The organism is Streptomyces phaeochromogenes, assembly GCF_001418655.1.
Classification (GTDB): Bacteria; Actinomycetota; Actinomycetes; order Streptomycetales; family Streptomycetaceae; genus Streptomyces; species Streptomyces phaeochromogenes.
The window spans coordinates 1-18,520 of record NZ_LIQZ01000248.1; the positions used below are offsets into that span (position 1 = coordinate 1).

12 protein-coding genes are annotated in these 18,520 nt (G+C 68.3%); 4 read left to right on the forward strand and 8 right to left on the reverse strand.

Annotation, left to right across the window (positions count from 1 at the left end; all coding sequences use genetic code 11):
• Nucleotides 1–26 precede the first annotated feature (26 nt).
• From AOK17_RS29975 to AOK17_RS30005, 7 genes are all read right to left on the reverse strand, one after another.
• A complete protein-coding gene (locus tag AOK17_RS29975) occupies nucleotides 27–1,145 on the reverse strand; it encodes an ABC transporter ATP-binding protein (protein WP_055615704.1) in 1,119 nt (372 codons plus the stop codon).
• Nucleotides 1,146–1,157: 12 nt separating this feature from the next.
• Entirely contained in the window at nucleotides 1,158–2,219 is a 1,062-nt protein-coding gene (locus AOK17_RS29980) for an ABC transporter ATP-binding protein (protein ID WP_055615705.1), read from the reverse strand.
• A gap of 10 nt (nucleotides 2,220–2,229) precedes the next feature.
• Entirely contained in the window at nucleotides 2,230–3,207 is a 978-nt protein-coding gene (locus tag AOK17_RS29985; protein ID WP_055615706.1) for an ABC transporter permease, read from the reverse strand.
• A gap of 105 nt (nucleotides 3,208–3,312) precedes the next feature.
• On the reverse strand, nucleotides 3,313–5,118 hold the full coding sequence (locus tag AOK17_RS29990; protein WP_055615707.1) for an ABC transporter substrate-binding protein: 1,806 nt from the start codon (nucleotides 5,116–5,118) through the stop codon (nucleotides 3,313–3,315).
• A 100-nt stretch (nucleotides 5,119–5,218) separates the two neighbouring features.
• Entirely contained in the window at nucleotides 5,219–6,256 is a 1,038-nt protein-coding gene (locus AOK17_RS29995) for an ABC transporter permease (RefSeq protein WP_055615708.1), read from the reverse strand.
• Between the two features lie 392 nt (nucleotides 6,257–6,648).
• Nucleotides 6,649–8,556, reverse strand: coding sequence for a translational GTPase TypA (gene typA / locus AOK17_RS30000; RefSeq protein ID WP_055615709.1), 1,908 nt, complete (start codon nucleotides 8,554–8,556; stop codon nucleotides 6,649–6,651).
• Nucleotides 8,557–8,758: 202 nt separating this feature from the next.
• A complete protein-coding gene (locus AOK17_RS30005) occupies nucleotides 8,759–11,356 on the reverse strand; it encodes an ABC transporter substrate-binding protein (RefSeq protein ID WP_055615710.1) in 2,598 nt (865 codons plus the stop codon).
• 385 nt (nucleotides 11,357–11,741) lie between these two features.
• Between AOK17_RS30005 and AOK17_RS30010 the strand changes: the two genes are divergently transcribed.
• From AOK17_RS30010 to AOK17_RS30025, 4 genes are read left to right on the forward strand one after another with little or no spacing between them, the layout of a single operon-like run.
• A complete protein-coding gene (locus tag AOK17_RS30010; RefSeq protein ID WP_055615711.1) occupies nucleotides 11,742–12,032 on the forward strand; it encodes a hypothetical protein in 291 nt (96 codons plus the stop codon).
• Between the two features lie 20 nt (nucleotides 12,033–12,052).
• Entirely contained in the window at nucleotides 12,053–12,874 is an 822-nt protein-coding gene (locus AOK17_RS30015) for a hypothetical protein (RefSeq protein WP_055615712.1), read from the forward strand.
• Nucleotides 12,874–14,817 (forward strand): fumarate reductase/succinate dehydrogenase flavoprotein subunit, encoded by a 1,944-nt coding sequence (locus AOK17_RS30020; protein ID WP_055615713.1) that lies wholly within the window; start codon nucleotides 12,874–12,876, stop codon nucleotides 14,815–14,817. The genes AOK17_RS30015 and AOK17_RS30020 overlap by 1 nt, the downstream gene beginning before the upstream one ends.
• A complete protein-coding gene (locus AOK17_RS30025) occupies nucleotides 14,814–15,593 on the forward strand; it encodes a succinate dehydrogenase/fumarate reductase iron-sulfur subunit (RefSeq protein ID WP_055615714.1) in 780 nt (259 codons plus the stop codon). Before AOK17_RS30020 ends, AOK17_RS30025 begins: the two co-directional genes overlap by 4 nt.
• Nucleotides 15,594–15,623: 30 nt before the next feature.
• Here the strand turns inward: AOK17_RS30025 and AOK17_RS30030 are convergent, their stop codons facing one another.
• Entirely contained in the window at nucleotides 15,624–18,290 is a 2,667-nt protein-coding gene (locus tag AOK17_RS30030) for a SpoIIE family protein phosphatase (protein ID WP_079053353.1), read from the reverse strand.
• Between the last annotated feature and the right edge of the window lie 230 nt (nucleotides 18,291–18,520).

An 18,520-nucleotide genomic window follows, 5' to 3' on the forward strand; every position in this document is an offset into this window, starting at 1 on the left:
GGCGGCGGGGGCGAGGAAAAAGGCGCTCAGTCCTTCGTGACGTCCTGCTCAAGCGCCGCCAGGGCCGGGTCCAGGACGATGTCCTCGTCGCGCGCCTCGGTGGACGGGTCCTCCGGGAAGTGGCAGGCCGTCAGGTGGCCCTCACGGTTGCCGGAGATCTGGACCAGCGGAGGCTCCTCCGTGGCGCACTTGTCCTGCGCCTTCCAGCAACGCGTGCGGAACCGGCACCCACTCGGCGGATGAATCGGCGAGGGCACGTCACCGGAGAGCCGGATCCGCTCCCGGTCCTCGACCTCGTCGTCGAGCGCGACCTCCGGAACCGCCGACAGCAGAGCATGCGTGTAGGGGTGCCGCGGCCGGTTGTAGATGGAGTCCCGGTCCCCGACCTCCACCACCTTGCCGAGGTACATCACCGCGAGCCGCTGCGAGAAGTGCCGCACGATCGCCAGGTCGTGGGCGATGAAGAGGAAGGCGATGCCCATCTCCTCCTGGACCTTCTGGAGAAGGTTCACCACCTGCGCCTGGATCGACACGTCCAGCGCGGAGACCGGCTCGTCCGCGACGATCAGCTTCGGGTTGAGAGCCAACGCCCTTGCCACGCCGATGCGCTGGCGCTGACCGCCGGAGAACTCGTGCGGGAAGCGGTTGTAGTGCTCCGGGTTGAGACCGACCAGTTCGAGGAGTTCGCGTACGCGCGTCTCCCGGCCGCCCTTCGGGTTGATCCCGTTGACCTCCATCGGCGACTTGATGATCGTGCCGACGGTCTGCCGCGGGTTCAGCGAGGAGTACGGGTCCTGGAAGATCATCTGGATCTCGGACCGTACGGGCGCGATCTGCTTGCGCGAGGCGTGCGTGATGTCCTTGCCCGCGTACGTGATCTTTCCGGCGGTCGGCTCCAGGAGGCGGGTGATGAGCCGGCCCGTCGTCGACTTGCCGCAGCCGGACTCGCCGACCAGGCCGACGCTCTCGCCGACGCCGACGGTGAGGTCGACCCCGTCGACCGCCTGTACGGCTCCGACCTTGCGCTTGATCGGGAATCCGCCGTAGATCGGGAAGTGCTTGGTCAGGCCCTCGACGGAGAGCAGCGGTTCGCCGACTCCGTCGACGGGGCCCTGCGGCTTCGGCAGGGTGAGTTTGTCGCTCATGTCTCGTTCTCCCTAGCCCAGCCGGGGTTTGATCTGCTCGATGAAAAAGGTCGACTTCTGCGCCGCGTCGAGGTGGCAGGCGGCGCCCCGGCCCTCGGGCAGCTGCGGCCGCTCGTCCGAGCAGCGGTTTCCTCCGACCTCGGCGGTGAAGCCGCAGCGCGGGTGGAAGGGGCAGCCCGACGGCGGGTTCAGCAGGCTGGGCGGGGAACCGGGGATCGGCGTGAGCGCCTGCGCGGTGTCGCCGCCGAGTCGCGGCATGGAGCTCAGCAGGCCCCAGGTGTAGGGGTGCTGGGGGTTGCGCAGCACTTCGCGGACGGTGCCGCGTTCCACGGCCCGGCCCGAGTACATCACCAGCAGGTCGTCGGCCATGTTGGAGATGACGCCGAGGTCGTGGGTGATGAAGATGATCGCCGAGCCGAACTCCTGCTGGAGGTCCTTGAGCAGGTCGAGGATCTGCGCCTGGACGGTCACGTCCAGGGCCGTGGTCGGCTCGTCCGCGATCAGCAGGTCGGGGTCGCAGATCAGCGCCATGGCGATCATCGCTCGCTGGCGCATACCGCCGGAGAACTGGTGCGGATAGTCGTTGAAGCGCGTGGCGGGCTGCGGGATGCCGACCTTGTCGAGCATCTCGATGGCCCGCACCTTCGCCTCCTTCTTGGAGGCGCCGGTGTGCTTCATGAACGGTTCCGCGATCTGCCGGCCCACCGTGTAGTACGGCGAGAGCGCGGTCAGCGGGTCCTGGAAGATCATCGCGACCTTGTTGCCGCGAAGCTTCTCCATCTCCTTCTCGGTCGCCGTGACCAGTTCCTTGCCGTCCAGGACGATCTCGCCCTCGACGGTGGAGGTCTTCGGGTTGTGCAGGCCGAGGACGGTCAGGTTGGTGACGGACTTGCCGGAGCCCGACTCGCCCACGATGCCGAGCGTCTTGCCTCGTTCGACGTCGAAGGAGAGTCCGTCGACCGCCTTCACAATGCCGTCCTCGGTGGAGAACCGCACCCGCAGGTCGCGGACCGAGAGGAAGGACTCCGGCCCGCTCGGGGCCTTCGCGCCTTCGGTCTTGGTCAGTGTGGTCACGGTATTTCTCCTAGGCGAGGCGCACGCGCGGGTCGATGTAGGCGTAGGCGAGGTCCACGACGATGTTCAGGATCAGGATGAAGAAGGCCCCGAACAGCATGACGCCCATCGTCAGCGGAAGGTCCTTGGTCAGCGAGCCCTCGACCGCGAGACGCCCGATACCGGCCAGGTCGAAGGTGAACTCCGTGACCACCGCGCCCGAGAGCAGCGCGCTGAGGTCCATGCCGATGATCGTGACGATCGGGATGAGTGAACCACGCCAGGCGTAGCGGAAGAAGACGTACCGCTGTCGCATGCCCTTGGCGCGGGCGGTGCGGACGTGCTCCTCCTGCAGCTGCTCGATCATCGTCGAGCGCGCCATACGCGTGTACTGGGCGGTGAAGATCGTGGCCATCACTGCCCAGGGGATCAGCATGCCCATGAACCAGCCGCCCGGGTCGTCCGTGAACGACACGTACTTGGGGTTCTCCAGCCAGCCGGTGTTGTAGACGAGGAGGCTGAGGACGATGGGACCCAGGAAGTAGATCTGGAACGAGCTGAGGACCATCGAGGAACCGCTGACCACCTTGTCGACGGCGGTACCGCGCTTCCAGGCGGCCAGCAGACCCGTACCGAGGCCGAAGAGCAGGAAGATCACCAGGCCGCCGAGGGTCAGCGAGAGCGTCAGCGGGAAGCGGTCCATGATCGAGTCCCAGACGAAGTCGCCGCTGTCGAAGGAGACACCCAGGCACGGGGCGGCGCAGTGTCCCTGCGGGAAGTCCCGGCCGGACACGATGCCCATCATGAATTCCCAGAACTGGGTGGTGATGGGCTTGTCGAGGCCGAGGTTCTCGCGGATGACCGCGATGTTCTCGGGGGAACAGTTCTTGCCGCAGGACAGCTGCGCGAAGTCCTGGGGGATTGTGTAGAACAGGAAGAACGTGAAGGCGCCGATCAGGAACATGATCACGACGGCGCCGCTCAGCCTGCGGATGAGGAACTGAAGCATGGCGGGTGGGTGCTCTCTTCGGAACGCGGCGGCAGGAGGGGGATACCGTCCGCGGGGGTGCGCTCCGCCTGGCGCACACCCCCACGGATCAGCCGAGCTGAGGGATTACGGCTTCTTCAGGTACAGGTCGTTGATGTCGATGTAGCTCGACTCCGTGCTGTACCGGGCACCGCCGATGTTCGAACCGTAGAGCTGGATCTGCTTCGAGTAGTACACCGGGGCACCGGGGTTGATCTCCTCCACGATGCGGTGGTGAGCCTGCTCCCAGGTCTTGGCGGCTTCCTCGGGCTCCTGCGTCACGGCCTTCTGGATGAGGGCGTTGACCTGCTTGTCGTCGATGTGCGAGTAGTTCGGCGAACCGTCGGCGACCTGCGTGCCGTCGTAGACCGGGGTGATGACCGTGCCCGGGGACGGCCAGTCCTGGCCCCAGCCGGTCATGTAGAGGTCGTACGGGTTCTTCAGCTTGCCGACCTGCTCGTAGAAGGTCGCGCGGTCGATCTCCTTGGCCTGGACGTCGAAGCCGAGCTTGTTCAGCGCGTCCTTGATGATGAGCATCTGGGCCTGGCCACGCGGGGTGTTGGAGTAGGCGTAGCTGAGCTTGGTGCCCTGCTTGAAGCCCGCCTCCTTCAGCAGCGCCTTGGCCTTCGCCGGGTCACCGTTGGGCTTCTTCAGCTTGCCGAACGGGTCGTACTTCGGGTCGAAGCCCGGCAGGGTCGGCGCCATCAGACCGCCGGCCACCTCGCCGCCGTAACGGCCACCGTCCGCCTGGACCATGGACTGGTTCGGGATCGCGTAGGTGATCGCGTCGCGGACCTTCTTGTCCTTCATCTTGGCGCTGTCGAGGTTGTACGAGAGCTGCCACACGTAGGGCTGGTAGCCCTGGATGGTGCGCTTCTTCGCCGCCGCGTTGCCGATGACCGTGGAGAGCTGGGCCGGGTCCACCGAGTCCGTGAACTGGATGGCGTTCTTGGCCTCGCCCTGGTCGGCGAGCAGACGCTTGGTCTGGCTGGCCTGGTCGATGGTGTTGCTGAAGTTGTAGCCGTCGACGTACTGGTGGCGCACCGAGTCCGTCTTCGGGTCCCACTCGGTGTTCTTGACCAGCGTCACCGACTTGCCGGCCTTGTACTCGGAGACCTTGTAGGGGCCGAGGGAGGCCGGGGCCTTGTCGTACTTCTCCTTCGTGTCCTGCTTCTCGGGCACGATGGCGTAGCCGGCCATGGCCAGGGCCTGCGGGAGGTCCGGCTGGGCCGTCTTGAAGTGGAAGACGACGGTCTTGGCGTCCGGGGTCTCCAGGACGGAGTCCGGCAGGTGCTTGCCCTTGTACGGGCCGTCCGGCAGCGCCTTGCGGTACTCGGCGCCCGAGAGCCAGTTCTGGACGTAGGTCGGGCCGTCGAAGATGAACTTGGCGTACTGCCGCTCGATGGTGTGGCGGACGTCGGCGGACGTGATGACGTTGCCGTCCTCGTCCTTGATGCCGTCCTTGAGGGTGTACGTCCAGGTCTTGCCGCCCTCGGACGACTTGCCGGAGTCGGTGGCGACGTCACCGACGACCGTCAGGTTGCCCTTGTCGTCCTCCTGGAAGTTCGTCAGACCGCGGTGGACCAGGTTGGCGAACTGGCCCGCGTCGCTGACGTAGATCTGGCCCGGGTCCATGTGGGTCAGGTCGGACTGCTGGTAGACGTTGATGGTGCCGCCGGTCTTGGCCCCCGCCACCGCTTCGGCCGGTCCGTTCGACGCCTGGGCATCACCGTAGGCGACAGGTGTCGACTGCGCGGCGGCGTCGTCCTTGGACTTGGAGTTGTCCTTGCCGCTGTCCTTGCCGCTGTCACTGGAGCAGCCGGTCAGCGCCAGCGACCCCGCTGTGATGGCGACGGCTATAGCGCGCACGGTGCGCGTTCTGATGGGCTTCATGATGCCGATGCACCTACCTGTCGATAGTTGTCCACGAGTACTGCCTGACGGTCCGGTCACCCGGAACGGGGGTGGCAGTCCCCCCACCACCAATGGACGGTTAGCGTCCGGTCTTGGGGTCGAAAGCGTCCCGGACGGAGTCGCCGAGAAGATTGAAGGCGAGCACGAAGACCACCATCGCCACGCCCGGGAAGAACATGAACATCGGGTCCTGCTCATAGATCTCGGAGCCGATGGCGAACATCCGGCCCCAGTCCGGCGTCGGCTCGACGAAGCCCACACCGACGTACGAGAGGAAGGCGATGGAGAGGATCGAGCTGGGCAGCATGTAGGTGCCCTGCACGAGGATCGGCGTGACGATGTTCGGCAGGATCTCCTTGCGCACGATGCGCGTCGGAGAGGCTCCCGAGACCTTGGCCGCCTCGACGAACTCCCGCTCCCGCAGGGAGAGTACGGAGCTGCGCACCAGACGGGCCATGCCCATCCAGCCGAGGAACCACATCACGAGGATGATCGCGACGGCACGCAGATAGACCGGGGTCTCGTCCGTCGGGGAGACGAACAGCGCCGTGACCACGGGCATGAAGGCGATGAAGAACAGCTGCTGCGGGAACGCCAGGAAGAAGTCCGTGACCCGGCCCAGCCAGTAGTCGACCTTGCCGCCGAAGTAGCCGCTGACCATGCCGATGACGACACCCGTCAGAACGCTGAACACCGTGACCAGCACGGCCATGTAGAGCGACGTCCGCATGCCGTACAGCAGCATCGTGAACACGTCGCGCCCGAGCTTGGGCTCGACTCCGAACCAGAAGTCACCGGACATTCCCCCGAAGGAGCCGGTGGGCATGGCGAAGTCGTCGAGCAGGAAGGGGTAGTCGGGCTCCTGCGCGTAGAGGGTGTACGGATCCTTCCCGTACACCGCCGAGATGACCGGAGCCAGTGCGGCTATCGCGAAGAAAAAAATCACCACGCACGCGGAGACGACTCCGGTACGGTCTCGCTTGAAGCGATGCCACATCAACTGCCCGGGGGAGCGGCCTTCGAGCTTCTCCGCCTCGACCGGCTCGGGTTTCGACGCGAGCTCGGGGTCCAAGGCCGCCGACGGCCCGGAGCCCTCGGCCTTGGTTGGACTGGTCATCTTTGTTCTTCCCCCGGGGGATGGAGAGTTGAGCGCAGCACAGATACCGGCAGGTTCTGTGGTTTCAGGGAACTTTCACCAAGTGGGTCAACGCGCGTCAAGGGCGGAAGACATAGGGATCTCCCTACCGTCGAAATTTTGAGCAAAAATTGCAAAGATTGACACCTGGTCGCGCTTGACAGGTGAGATGAGAATCCGGCGAATCAGACATGCTTGACGAAAATTTCGTTTACGTGTCCGAAACTTGATTGGCCAATGCCCGATATGCGAACGCCGCTGCTTCCACTGCACCGTTGCCCGAACTGACACGGTTTTCGGCGTCCGGGTACGCCGAAGGCCCGGCTCCCCGACTGTGTACGGAGAACCGGGCGTTCAGCAGCCCTGAGAGGGCGTCAGCCGTGCTTGGCGCGGCTCGCGGAACGGGCGCGCTCGCGGGCGTCCAGGTTCACCTTGCGGATGCGGACCGACTCCGGGGTGACCTCGACGCACTCGTCGTCGCGGCAGAACTCCAGGGACTGCTCCAGGGAGAGCTTGCGCGGCGGGACGATCGCCTCGAACGAGTCGGCCGCGGCCGACCGCATGTTGGTGAGCTTCTTCTCCTTGGTGATGTTCACGTCCATGTCGTCGGCGCGCGAGTTCTCGCCGACGATCATGCCCTCGTACACCTCGGTGCCGGGGTCGGTGAACAGCACACCGCGCTCCTGGAGGTTCGTCATCGCGAACGCGGTGACGGCACCGGCGCGGTCGGCGACCAGCGAACCGTTGTTACGGGTCGTCAGCACGCCGAACCACGGCTCGTGGCCCTCGTGGATGGAGTGCGCGATGCCCGTACCGCGCGTCCCGGTCAGGAACTCCGTACGGAAGCCGATGAGACCGCGGGACGGTACGACGAACTCCAGACGGACCCAACCGGAGCCGTGGTTGGACATGTTGTCCATTCGGCCCTTGCGGACACCCATGAGCTGCGTGACCGCGCCCATGTGCTCCTCGGGGACGTCGATCGTCATGCGCTCGACGGGCTCGTGGACCTTGCCGTCGATCTCCTGGGTGACCACCTGCGGCTTGCCGATGGTCAGCTCGAAGCCCTCGCGGCGCATCTGCTCGACCAGGATGGCAAGCGCGAGCTCACCACGGCCCTGGACCTCCCACGCGTCCGGACGCTCGGTGTCGAGCACGCGCAGCGAGACGTTACCGACCAGCTCGCGGTCCAGACGGTCCTTGACCTGGCGGGCGGTGACCTTGCGGTCCTTGACGGCGGCCTTTGCGGAGGCGCCCTTGCCGGTGCCGCCACGGCCGACCAGCGGCGAGGTGTTCGTACCGATGGTCATCGAGATCGCCGGCTCGTCGACCGTGATCAGCGGCAGCGCGATCGGGTTCTCGGGGTCGGCGAGGGTCTCACCGATCATGATGTCCGGGATACCGGCGACGGCACAGATGTCACCGGGACCCGCCATCTCGGCCGGCTTGCGGGTGAGCGCCTCGGTCATCAGCAGCTCGGTGATGCGCACGTTGGACATCGTGCCGTCGCGCTTGATCCACGTGACGGTCTGGCCCTTGCGCAGCTCGCCCTGCTCGACGCGGAGCAGCGCGATACGGCCGAGGAAGTTGTCCGCGTCCAGGTTGGTGACGTGCGCCTGGAGCGGGGCCTCGGTGTCGAACTGCGGAGCCGGGACGTGGGACAGGATCGTGGAGAAGAACGGCTCCAGGCTGTCGCTGTCGGCCGGGACGGTGCCGTCCTCGGGCTTGGTCAGCGAGGCCACGCCGTCACGCGCACACGCGTAGACGATGGGGAACTCGATCTGCTCCTCGTCCGCCTCCAGGTCCAGGAAGAGGTCGTAGGTCTCGTTGACGACCTCGTCGATCCGGGAGTCCGCGCGGTCGGTCTTGTTGATGCACAGGATGACCGGCAGACGCTGCTGGAGCGCCTTGCGCAGCACGAAGCGGGTCTGGGGCAGCGGGCCCTCGGACGCGTCGACGAGCAGCACGACCGCGTCCACCATCGACAGACCGCGCTCGACCTCGCCGCCGAAGTCGGCGTGGCCGGGGGTGTCGATGATGTTGATCGTGATGACGTCGCCGCCATCCTTCGGGTGGTACTTCACGGCCGTGTTCTTGGCCAGGATCGTGATGCCCTTCTCACGCTCCAGGTCGTTGCTGTCCATCATGCGGTCGTCGAGCGACTCGGCGGCGTGCGCGGCGAAGGCACCGGCCTGCTTGAGCATGGCGTCGACCAGGGTGGTCTTGCCATGGTCGACGTGGGCGACGATGGCGACGTTGCGGATGTCGTGGCGCGTGGCCATATTGAGGCGCTTCTCCCGGAGTGAGTGAACGGCCTCCGCTGCGCGGGGCCCTGCCGGGCTGAAACGTGCCACGGCCTTACCCCATCGTACGGGGCCGCTGCCGCTGGGGCTCGACGGGGCTCTGGCCGGTGCTCACGGTGCGGGTCGGTGGGGGCCGGTCGCGCCCCGCGGCGGAGCCGCAGACGTCACAGCCCCGCGCCCCTTACGGGGCGCTGCTGGCCTGCGGCTTTGCGCCCTTCTTCAGGAAGCCCATGTCCTCGTAGAGAGGGGTCTGGAAGCCGAAGGCGCCCGCGTTGGCGAGATTGGTCCGGGCCGCGGTGAGCTGGGGGCGCTGGTAGAGGGGGATCGAGCCGGCGGCGGCCCAGATGCGGGCGTCCGCCTTGCGGACCAGGGAGCGGGACTCGCCCGGGTCGAGTTCGGCGATGGCCTGGTCGAAGAGCTGGTCGACCTGGTCGGTGCCGACGCGGGTGTAGTTCTGCTCGACGTTCAGGGAGCCGTCCGCGGCCGGGACCGGCTTGGAGTAGATCGGGCGGGCGTCGGTCGCGGGGAACGCGGACGCGGGCCAGGAGTACAGCGCCAGGTCGTACTGGCCCGAGGCGATGTGGTCCTTGAAGTAGCTCTCGTCGGCGACCTTGGAGATCTCCGTACGGATGCCGATACGTTCCAGCATCCGCGCGATCCGCTCGCCGACCGCCCGCAGCGACTGGGAGCCGGGGCCGGACGGGAGCACGAAGCGCAGCGTCAGCGGCTTGCCGTTCTTGGCCAGCGGTCCGGCCGCGGCACGCCCGGGGGCGGCGGTGCCCTTCGGCGCGTACGCCCCAGGGGCGCCGCCGTGCTGGAACTGCGACCTGCCTTCGTGGGCGAGGTTCTTCTCGACCTTGCCGGAGGTGCCCGGCCCGTCCTTCTTCCGCTGCTTCTCCGTCTCGGCCTGCTGCTTCTTGCCGGTCCGCTGCTTCTTCCCGGCCTTCTGCTTCTTCGCCTTCTTCGCCTTCTCGGCCTGGCCGTGTACGCCCAGGACGTAGGCCTGGTCGAGGAGCGCGACCCGCTGCAGTTCGGCCAGGGGCGCGGGCACGAGCAGGGCCGGGGCGCGGTTCTCGCCCGGTTTGTCGTCGCCCGGCTTCCTGTCCTCACCGACGATGTACGTACCGTCGTCCCCGGAGCTCTCGGAACTGTCCGAGCTGCTGGAACTGTCGGAGCTGTCGGAGCTGCCAGAAGTCGTGGAACTGTCCGAGCTGTCCGAGCCGTCGGAACTGCTGGAGCTGCCCGAGCTGCCGGAATCCTCTGAGCTGCCCGAGCCTTCGTCGGAGTCCGACCCTTCGGCGGAATCGGAGTCCGCGGGGGTCCCCGACGACTCCGACGACTCCGACGCCTCCGATCCGGCCGGTTCCTTGGAGGCTCCGGCGCCGGCCGCCTTCTTCTCCTTCTGCTCCTCCTTGACGGGACCGCCGGACACCCAGCCGGCGTCGGCCAGCAGGGCCTGCGCCTCCTTGGTGTCCTGGCCGCCGAGCGCTCCGCTGTTGTCGGCGTACGCCTGCTGTCCGGAGAGCGCGAGATGGCTGCCGACCGGTTCGGCGGGCAGGCCGAGCGGCCTCAGGACGACCCGGGCGAGCTCGTCCCGGTCGAGGGCGCGGGCCACGGCCCGGCGGACCCGCTCGTCGGCGAGCGGTCCCTCCTGGCCGTTCAACGCGAGCTGGGTGAAGGCGGGTTCGAGGGACTTGCGGACCTCGAAGCCGCGCAGGGACGACTGCTCGTCCGCGTACTTCGCGACGGCCTTGCCCCGCTTCTTGCGGGCCAGGATCTCCTCGTCGGCCGCCTCCTCGTCGGAGCCGTGCGCGATGGCCCAGGAGCGCAGCGACTTGCCGGGCGTGAGGGCGGCGCCGGGGCCGTGGGCGAGCGGCGCCCCGTTGCCCTTGCCCTTGTCGCGGGCGGCGAGCGTGATGCGGTGGGCCTCGGTGGAGTCGATCTCGGCCAGGTCGACCTTGCCGTCGGCGAGCGCGGCGGTGCGCTTGTCCCGCGGTACGGCGCGCAGGACCAGTTCGGAGAGCTTGGCGGGGCGGCCCCACCAGCGCGGGTTGCGCTTCAGCCTGACCTCGCCGGAGTCCTTGTCGACGGTGTCGAGGGCGAAGGGGCCCGCGGTGACCTTCAGCTTGCGGCGGGCGCCGTCGTTGAAGGCGTCGGGGGTGCCCATGACGTCCTTCGGGTACAGCGGCGAGAACAGCGACTGCCAGTCGGCGTACGGCTTGCTGAAGGTGACCCGCACCTCCAGGTCGTCGGCACCGCGTTCGATCTTCTCGATGCGGTCGTAGCCGGCGTTGCGGGCGGTCCAGTACGCGGTGTCCTTGCCGGACAGGGCGCGCCACTGGGCGGCGAAGTCGGCGGCGCCGATCTCCCGGCCGTCGCTCCAGACGGCCTGCTGGTTGAGCTTGTAGAGCACGACCTGTCTGGGCTCGCGGTCGACGACCTTGGCGGACTCCAGGTAGTCGGGGTTGCGCTGCGGCCGGCCGTTCGCGTCGAGCCGGTACATGGAGGGCAGCACGGCGCCGGCGACCTTGGAGGTGGCGGCGTCCGCGTCGGCCTGGAAGGCGTTGAGAGTCTCCGGGAGGGCGTCCACGGCCCAGCGCAGGGTGCCGCCGTCCGCGATCCGTCCGCGATCCGCGGGGGCGATCTCCTGACCGGCGGTGGGCTTGCCCGCCGGGTCCTTCTCGCTGCATCCGGCCAGGGCGGGCACCGCGAGCACGCCCGCCGTGAGGAACGCGACCGAGCGCATCACCGCGCGGGGTCCGACGCCGTCGTGGGACATGACTGGTACCTCCGGGGCGGTGCTGATCACGATGAGCAGTGCGGACAGGGCAAGGCAGGACAGGGCAGATCAGGCGCTGTGATCTAGATCACTATTGGCGGTATAATGGAGTTGATCTGATCTATCGCCCCACTGAAGGGGAGAGTCGCCGCCTCCGGGCGGCGACACGGCGACCGGCCCACGGAAGCCCACCCGTGCGGCTCAACGGCTCCGCTCCACCGGGCGCGCCCCCTCCCGGCCGGGGGCGCACGCAGGGCGTGCGGAGAGCGACACGATCCGGTAATCCATGCAGATCCCTTCACAGGGGCCGATGTGACGCGCGACACTCGCAGGCGCATGAACGTTGCCGCCTTGGGCCGGAGGTCCGCGGAAGTGAGGGCAAGTCATGTCCGTGCACGATGACCTGACGTCAGTCCAGCGCTGTCTCGACGACCTGGTGAGGTCCGTGAAGCGACTGGAACAGCAGATGGGTGGCGGCGGCCTGGAGATGCGCAGGGTGCGCACCGACGCCGACCACCTCCGAGAGAGCGTCGCGCTGCTCCGCGAGGCCGCACCCGGCCTCGGCAAACCGCGACGCCCCGACCTCGTGTCCATCCCCGACACCCCGTACGACAACACCCTGTGGACGGACTCCGACGACGAGGGTCTCGGCGCCCGCGACCGCCACGCACCCTGATCCCCGACCGGAGTCTGAAGTTGGCCACTGGTACGGAACCCCAAATGAACAGCGGCGGCGTACGGACCCGTACGCGCGCCGCGATCGACGCCCCGCATCTGCGGACCGACCGCTGGTGGCTGGCGCCCGCCGTCACCGCGGCCGGGCTGCTGGCCTTCGTCGTCTACTCGACCTGGCGGGCGTTCGCGAACAGCGACTACTACGCGGCCCCGTACGTCTCGCCGTTCTACTCGCCCTGTCTGGCGGAGAACTGCGAGCCGATGCGGAGCGGCCCGAACTGGGAGATCTTCGGCAGCTGGTGGGGCCTGTCCCCCGCGCTGCTCATCCTGATCTTCCCGCTCGGCTTCCGGCTGACCTGCTACTACTACCGCAAGGCCTACTACCGCGGCTTCTGGGCCTCGCCGCCGGCCTGCGCGGTCGCCGAGCCGCACAAGAAGTACACCGGCGAGACCCGCTTCCCGCTGATCTTCCAGAACATCCACCGCTACTTCTTCTACGCGGCGGTGCCGGTCGCCGGGATCCTCACGTACGACACCGTGCTCTCGTTCCGTGACGAGCACTACGAGTGGGGCCACATGGGGCTCGGCACGCTCGTGTTCCTGGTCAACATCACGCTGATCTGGGCGTACACGCTGTCCTGCCACTCCTGCCGGCACATCGTCGGCGGCAAGCTCAAGCACTTCTCCAAGCACCCCGTGCGCTACAAGGCGTGGAAGTTCGTGGGGAAGCTGAACAACCGTCATATGCAGCTCGCCTGGGCGTCGTTGATCAGCGTGGCGCTCGCGGACTTCTACGTGTACCTGGTCGCCTCCGGCGCTTTCGATGATCCGAGGTTCTTCTGATGTCCGTGGTCGACCGACAGGAGTGGGACGTCGTCGTGGTCGGTGCCGGGGGCGCCGGACTGCGTGCCGCCATCGAGGCACGTGAGCGCGGGGCGCGTACGGCCGTGATCTGCAAGTCGCTGTTCGGCAAGGCGCACACGGTGATGGCCGAGGGCGGCATCGCGGCGGCCATGGGCAACGTGAACTCCGGGGACAACTGGCAGGTCCACTTCCGCGACACCATGCGCGGCGGCAAGTTCCTCAACCAGTGGCGGATGGCCGAGCTGCACGCGCAGGAGGCCCCGGACCGGGTCTGGGAGCTGGAGACCTGGGGCGCCCTCTTCGACCGCACGAAGGACGGGCGCATCTCGCAGCGCAACTTCGGCGGCCACGAGTACCCGCGGCTCGCGCACGTCGGCGACCGTACGGGCCTGGAACTGATCCGGACCCTCCAGCAGAAGATCGTCTCCCTCCAGCAGGAGGACTTCAAGGAGACCGGGGACTACGAGTCGCGCCTGAAGGTCTATCAGGAGTGCACGGTCACCCGGATCCTGAAGGACGGCAGCCGGGTCTCCGGCGCCTTCTGCTACGAGCGCGAGTCCGGTCGCTTCTTCGTGCTTGAGGCCCCCTCAGTGGTCGTCTCTACCGGCGGCATCGGCAAGTCCTTCAAGGTGACGTCGAACTCGTGGGAGTACACGGGCGACGGCCACGCGCTGGCGCTGCTCGCGGGTGCGCCCCTGCTGAACATGGAGTTCGTGCAGTTCCACCCGACGGGCATGGTCTGGCCGCCGTCCGTGAAGGGCATCCTCGTCACGGAGTCCGTGCGCGGGGACGGCGGGGTCCTCAGGAACTCCGAGGGCAAGCGGTTCATGTTCGACTACATCCCCGACGTCTTCAAGGAGAAGTACGCGCAGTCGGAGGAGGAGGGCGACCGGTGGTACGAGGACCCGGACCACAACCGCCGGCCCCCTGAGCTGCTCCCCCGGGACGAGGTGGCACGGGCCATCAACTCCGAGGTGAAGGCAGGCCGCGGCTCCCCGCACGGGGGCGTCTTCCTGGACGTGTCGACGCGTATGCCCGCCGAGGTCATCAGGCGCCGACTGCCGTCCATGTACCACCAGTTCAAGGAACTCGCGGACGTCGACATCACCGCCGAGGCGATGGAGGTCGGGCCCACCTGTCACTACGTGATGGGCGGGATCGCGGTCGAGTCGGACAGCGCGTCGGCGCGTGGCGTGCCCGGTCTCTTCGCGGCCGGGGAGGTCGCCGGCGGCATGCACGGCTCCAACCGGCTGGGCGGCAACTCCCTCTCCGACCTGCTGGTGTTCGGGCGGCGGGCCGGTCTGCACGCGGCCCAGTACGCCACGGGGCTCACCGGGGCACGCCCCCTGGTGGACGAGGTCCAGGTGGACACCGCTGCCGCGGAGGCACTGCGCCCCTTCTCCGCCGAGGGGCCCGAGCCCGGCGCCGAGAACGGCCGGCCGCCGGAGAACCCGTACACCCTCCACCAGGAACTCCAGCAGACGATGAACGACCTCGTCGGCATCATCCGTCGTGAGGCGGAGATGGAGGCGGCCCTGGAGAAACTCGCCGACCTGCGCGTACGGGCCCGGCGGGCCGGGGTCGAGGGGCACCGGCAGTTCAACCCCGGCTGGCACCTCGCGCTGGACCTGCGGAACATGCTGCTCGTCAGCGAGTGCGTGGCACGGGCCGCGCTGGAGCGGACGGAGTCGCGGGGCGGCCACACGCGGGAGGACCATCCGACGATGGACCGGGCCTGGCGGCGCGTGAACCTGCTCTGCCAACTGGTCGATCCCACCGGCGGGTTGGCGGCGACCGACCCCGTGCGCGGGCAGATCGACCTGGTCCGCGAGACCACCGAACCCATCCGCCCCGACCTGCTGGCCCTCTTCGACAAGGAGGAGCTGGTCAAGTACCTCGCCGAAGAGGAGCTCTACGAGTGAGCAGCTATGAGGCCCGCTTCAAGGTGTGGCGCGGGGATGCCGAGGGCGGTGGCCTGGAGGACTTCGGGATCGAGGTCAACGACGGCGAGGTGGTGCTCGACATCATCCACCGCATCCAGGCGACCCAGGCGCCCGATCTGGCCGTGCGCTGGAACTGCAAGGCGGGCAAGTGCGGTTCGTGCTCGGCGGAGATCAACGGACGCCCGCGGCTGTTGTGCATGACGCGGATGTCGGTGTTCACCCGCGAGGAGACGATCACCGTGACCCCGCTACGGGCGTTCCCGGTCGTACGGGACCTGGTGACGGACGTCGGCTTCAACTACATGAAGGCGCGGGAGGTGCCCGCGTTCGTGCCGCCGGAGGACCTCGGTCCCGGTGAGTACCGGATGATGCAGGAGGACGTGGACCGGTCGCAGGAGTTCCGCAAGTGCATCGAGTGCTTCCTGTGCCAGGACACCTGCCATGTGGTGCGCGACCACGAGGAGAACAAGACCGCGTTCGCCGGCCCGCGCTTCCTGATGCGGGTGGCCGAACTGGACATGCATCCCCTGGACGCGGCCGACGAGAGCGGCCTGGACCGCAAGAAGACCGCCCAGGACGAGCACGGCCTCGGCTACTGCAACATCACCAAGTGCTGCACGGAGGTCTGCCCCGAGGGCATCAAGATCACGGACAACGCCCTGATTCCCTTGAAGGAACGGGCCGTTGACCGTAAGTACGATCCGCTGGTGTGGCTGGGCGACAAGATCCGCAGGCGGCCGTCCGGGGCGGTGTAGGGAGCAAGGCGGGGCGGGACCCGGCCGGGGTCAGAACAGGCTCAGCAGAGCCTCTGCCGGGTCCGTGAGGCCTGTCGCGCCGTTGGGCAGGGGGAGTTCGAACCAGACCGTCTTGCCGCGGGGTGTGCGGCGGGAGCCCCAGGCATCGCTGAGGAGTCCGACGAGCTGGAGGCCTCGGCCGCCCTCGTCCGTGTCGCGGGCGCGGCGGCGGCGGGGCTGCACCAGGCCGGCGTCCCAGACCTCGCAGACCAGGGTGCGGTCGAGGAGGAGACGCAGACGGATCTCGCCCTCGCCGTAGCGAAGAGCGTTGGTGACGAGTTCGCTGACCAGCAACTCGGCCGTGTCGACGAGGGGTTCGAGGTCCCAGCTGAGGAGCTGGCCCCGGGCGTACTCCCGTGCGCGGCCCACGCTGCGCGGCTCGCGCGGCAGCGTCCAATCGCCGACGGACTCGGCCGGCAGCCCCTGGACACGTGCCATCAGCAGAGCGATGTCGTCCTCGCCGTGATGCGTGTCGAGCGTGTTGAGAATGTGGTCGCAGACGTCCTCCAGAGGGCTGGAGGGGTCCGTGAGGGCGCCCACGAAGGCCTGTAGGCCCTCGTCGAGGGGGTGGTCGCGGGATTCGACCAGTCCGTCGGTGTAGAGCGCCAGAAGGGCACCCTCCGGCAACTCCACCTCCACCTCCTCGAACGGCTCACCCCCGACGCCGAGCGGCATCCCCGGCGGTACGTCGAGCATGAGCGCGCTCTCGCCCGGCTCCACGATGACCGGCGGGAGGTGGCCCGCGTTGGCGAAGGTGCAGCGGCGGGTGACGGAGTCGTAGACCGCGTACACACAGGTGGCGAGGTAGACCTCGGAGAGGTCGGCGTCACGGGACTGGCGCGCACCGCGCGTAGACTGCTGGACTCCGCCGGGCGTTCCCAGACCGCGGGCGATCTCGTCCAACGCGGAGAGGACCTCGGCCGGTTCGAGGTCGAGCAGCGCCAAGGTGCGTACGGCCGTACGGAGTTCGCCCATCGCGACGGCCGCGCGCAGACCGCGGCCCATCACGTCGCCGATGACCAACGCCGTGCGGTGGCCTGGGAGTTCGATGACGTCGAACCAGTCGCCGCCGACCTCCGTGGCCGCGTTCCCGGGAAGGTAGCGGCAGGCGATGTCCAGGCCGGAGGCCTCCGGGTCGCCCGGGGGGAGCAGGGAGCGCTGCAGTATCAGGGCGCGCTCGTGCTCCCGCCGGTAGAGGCGGGCGTTGTCGATACAGACCGCGGCGCGCGAGGCCAGTTCGACCGCGAGAGAGCTGTCGCGTTCGCCGAAGGGCTCGCTCCCCTTCGTACGCGAGAACTGGACCAGGCCCACGACCGTGTCGTGGGCGACCATCGGCACCGCGAGCGTGGACTGGATCAGGCCGCCCTCCTCAGCGGCGACGCTCTGCGGGCGGGCGGTGCGCAGGGCGTCCGCGAAGGGCGAGTTGAAGGCGTAGTGGTGGACCGCGCCGACGTTCACGGGCTCCGGGCCGCTGATGAACGGCGCGTCGGACACGGCGCTGGCGTAGGCGACGCGGCGCATCTCGGCGCTGCCGTCGGCGAGGCCGGGCGGGGTCTCGTCGCCGGCCAGGAGGCCTTGGTAGAGGTCGACGGAGGCGAGGTCGCAGAAACCCGGGACGGCCACGTCGAGGAGTTCGCGGGCCGTGGTCTCCAGGTCGAGGGAGTTACCTATGCGCGCGCCCGCCTCGTTCAGAAGGGCGAGATCGCGCCGCGCCTGGGCCGCCTCGCGGGCGGCGGCGCGGCGTGCGGTGATGTCGGTACCCAGCCAGGCGATGCCTATCGGACGGCCCGAACCGCTGTGTACGCGATAGAGGTTGATGGACCAGTGGCGGCGCTCGCTGGAACCGGGCACGGTGCCGCTGACCAGCAGCTCGTTGACCGAGTCGCCGGTCTCCAGGACCCGGCGCAGGATCGCGGATACCCGCTCGGCCTCGCCCGGCGACAGATAGTCCTTGACGGTGCGTCCGCGATGGTCCTCGACGGTGCCTCCGAAGACCGAGGCGAACCGCTCGTTGGCACGACGGATGCGCAGGTCCGGGTCGATCAGCAGGAAACCGAAAGGAGATTGGCCGAAAATGGCCTGCGAGGCGGCAAGATCGGTCTCGATCCTGCGCAGAATGCGTACGTCCACGACTATGCACACGGCGGCCCGCTCGCCCTCCTCGGTCCGCGTCGGCATGACGTAGACCTCGGCGAGTCCTTCGGCGGCCAGGCCGGTGCCCTCGGGGTCGGGCAGCCGGAAGGGGACCACACCGGTCCACTCGCGGCCGTCGAGGACTTCGGCCATCTTCCGCTGGCCCAGCTCGCGCTTGTCCTCGGCGACGAAGGCCTCGATGGGGTCCATGCCGACCGCGCGCTCGGTGGAGATGCCGAAGAGCTGCTCGGCGCGCAGACTCCACTGGTCGACGAGGCCGTCGGGGCCGATGGAGAACGAGGCGACCTTGATGTAGTCGTAGATCGAGCCGGGCGGACTGCTCTGCCACACGACCTCGCCGGGCACCTCGCCCGGCGCCTCGACGGGCACACCGGATATTCCGCCGTGCCCCGCGCGCCGCGCCTCGTCCGGCACCGGCAACGCGCCATCGCCAGTCGTCGCATCAGCCATCGCGCCGCCCGACGGGTCCTCGGACTCCGTGGCCTTCGCTGGTATCTCGCTCACGCGAACCGTCCCCTCCAGCTCACCGCGTCCGGCACCGGTCACCGGAGGCGGCTGCCCGCAGTATCCAGCACTACGGTGCCGCACAACACGGTGTTCACGATCACAGCACGGTCCCGATGCTTTTAGGACCGCCCGCGACAAACACTCCCAGTCTTCTAACCATGTGGGACCCCGTCGAACCACGGACTTGGGGGTGGCTCGTGTGTCCGAGGGGTCGGGGGGTGTTCGGG

What these genes read in the sequence shown, in the direction of transcription:
- typA (WP_055615709.1), bottom strand. Translation starts at nt 8,556, where the DNA reads ATGGCCACGCGCCACGACATCCGCAACGTCGCCATCGTCGCCCACGTC.
- AOK17_RS29995 (WP_055615708.1), bottom strand. Translation starts at nt 6,256, where the DNA reads ATGACCAGTCCAACCAAGGCCGAGGGCTCCGGGCCGTCGGCGGCCTTG.
- AOK17_RS30005 (WP_055615710.1), bottom strand. Translation starts at nt 11,356, where the DNA reads ATGTCCCACGACGGCGTCGGACCCCGCGCGGTGATGCGCTCGGTCGCG.
- AOK17_RS29975 (WP_055615704.1), bottom strand. Translation starts at nt 1,145, where the DNA reads ATGAGCGACAAACTCACCCTGCCGAAGCCGCAGGGCCCCGTCGACGGA.
- AOK17_RS30020 (WP_055615713.1), top strand. Translation starts at nt 12,874, where the DNA reads ATGTCCGTGGTCGACCGACAGGAGTGGGACGTCGTCGTGGTCGGTGCC.
- AOK17_RS29990 (WP_055615707.1), bottom strand. Translation starts at nt 5,118, where the DNA reads ATGAAGCCCATCAGAACGCGCACCGTGCGCGCTATAGCCGTCGCCATC.
- AOK17_RS29985 (WP_055615706.1), bottom strand. Translation starts at nt 3,207, where the DNA reads ATGCTTCAGTTCCTCATCCGCAGGCTGAGCGGCGCCGTCGTGATCATG.
- AOK17_RS30010 (WP_055615711.1), top strand. Translation starts at nt 11,742, where the DNA reads ATGTCCGTGCACGATGACCTGACGTCAGTCCAGCGCTGTCTCGACGAC.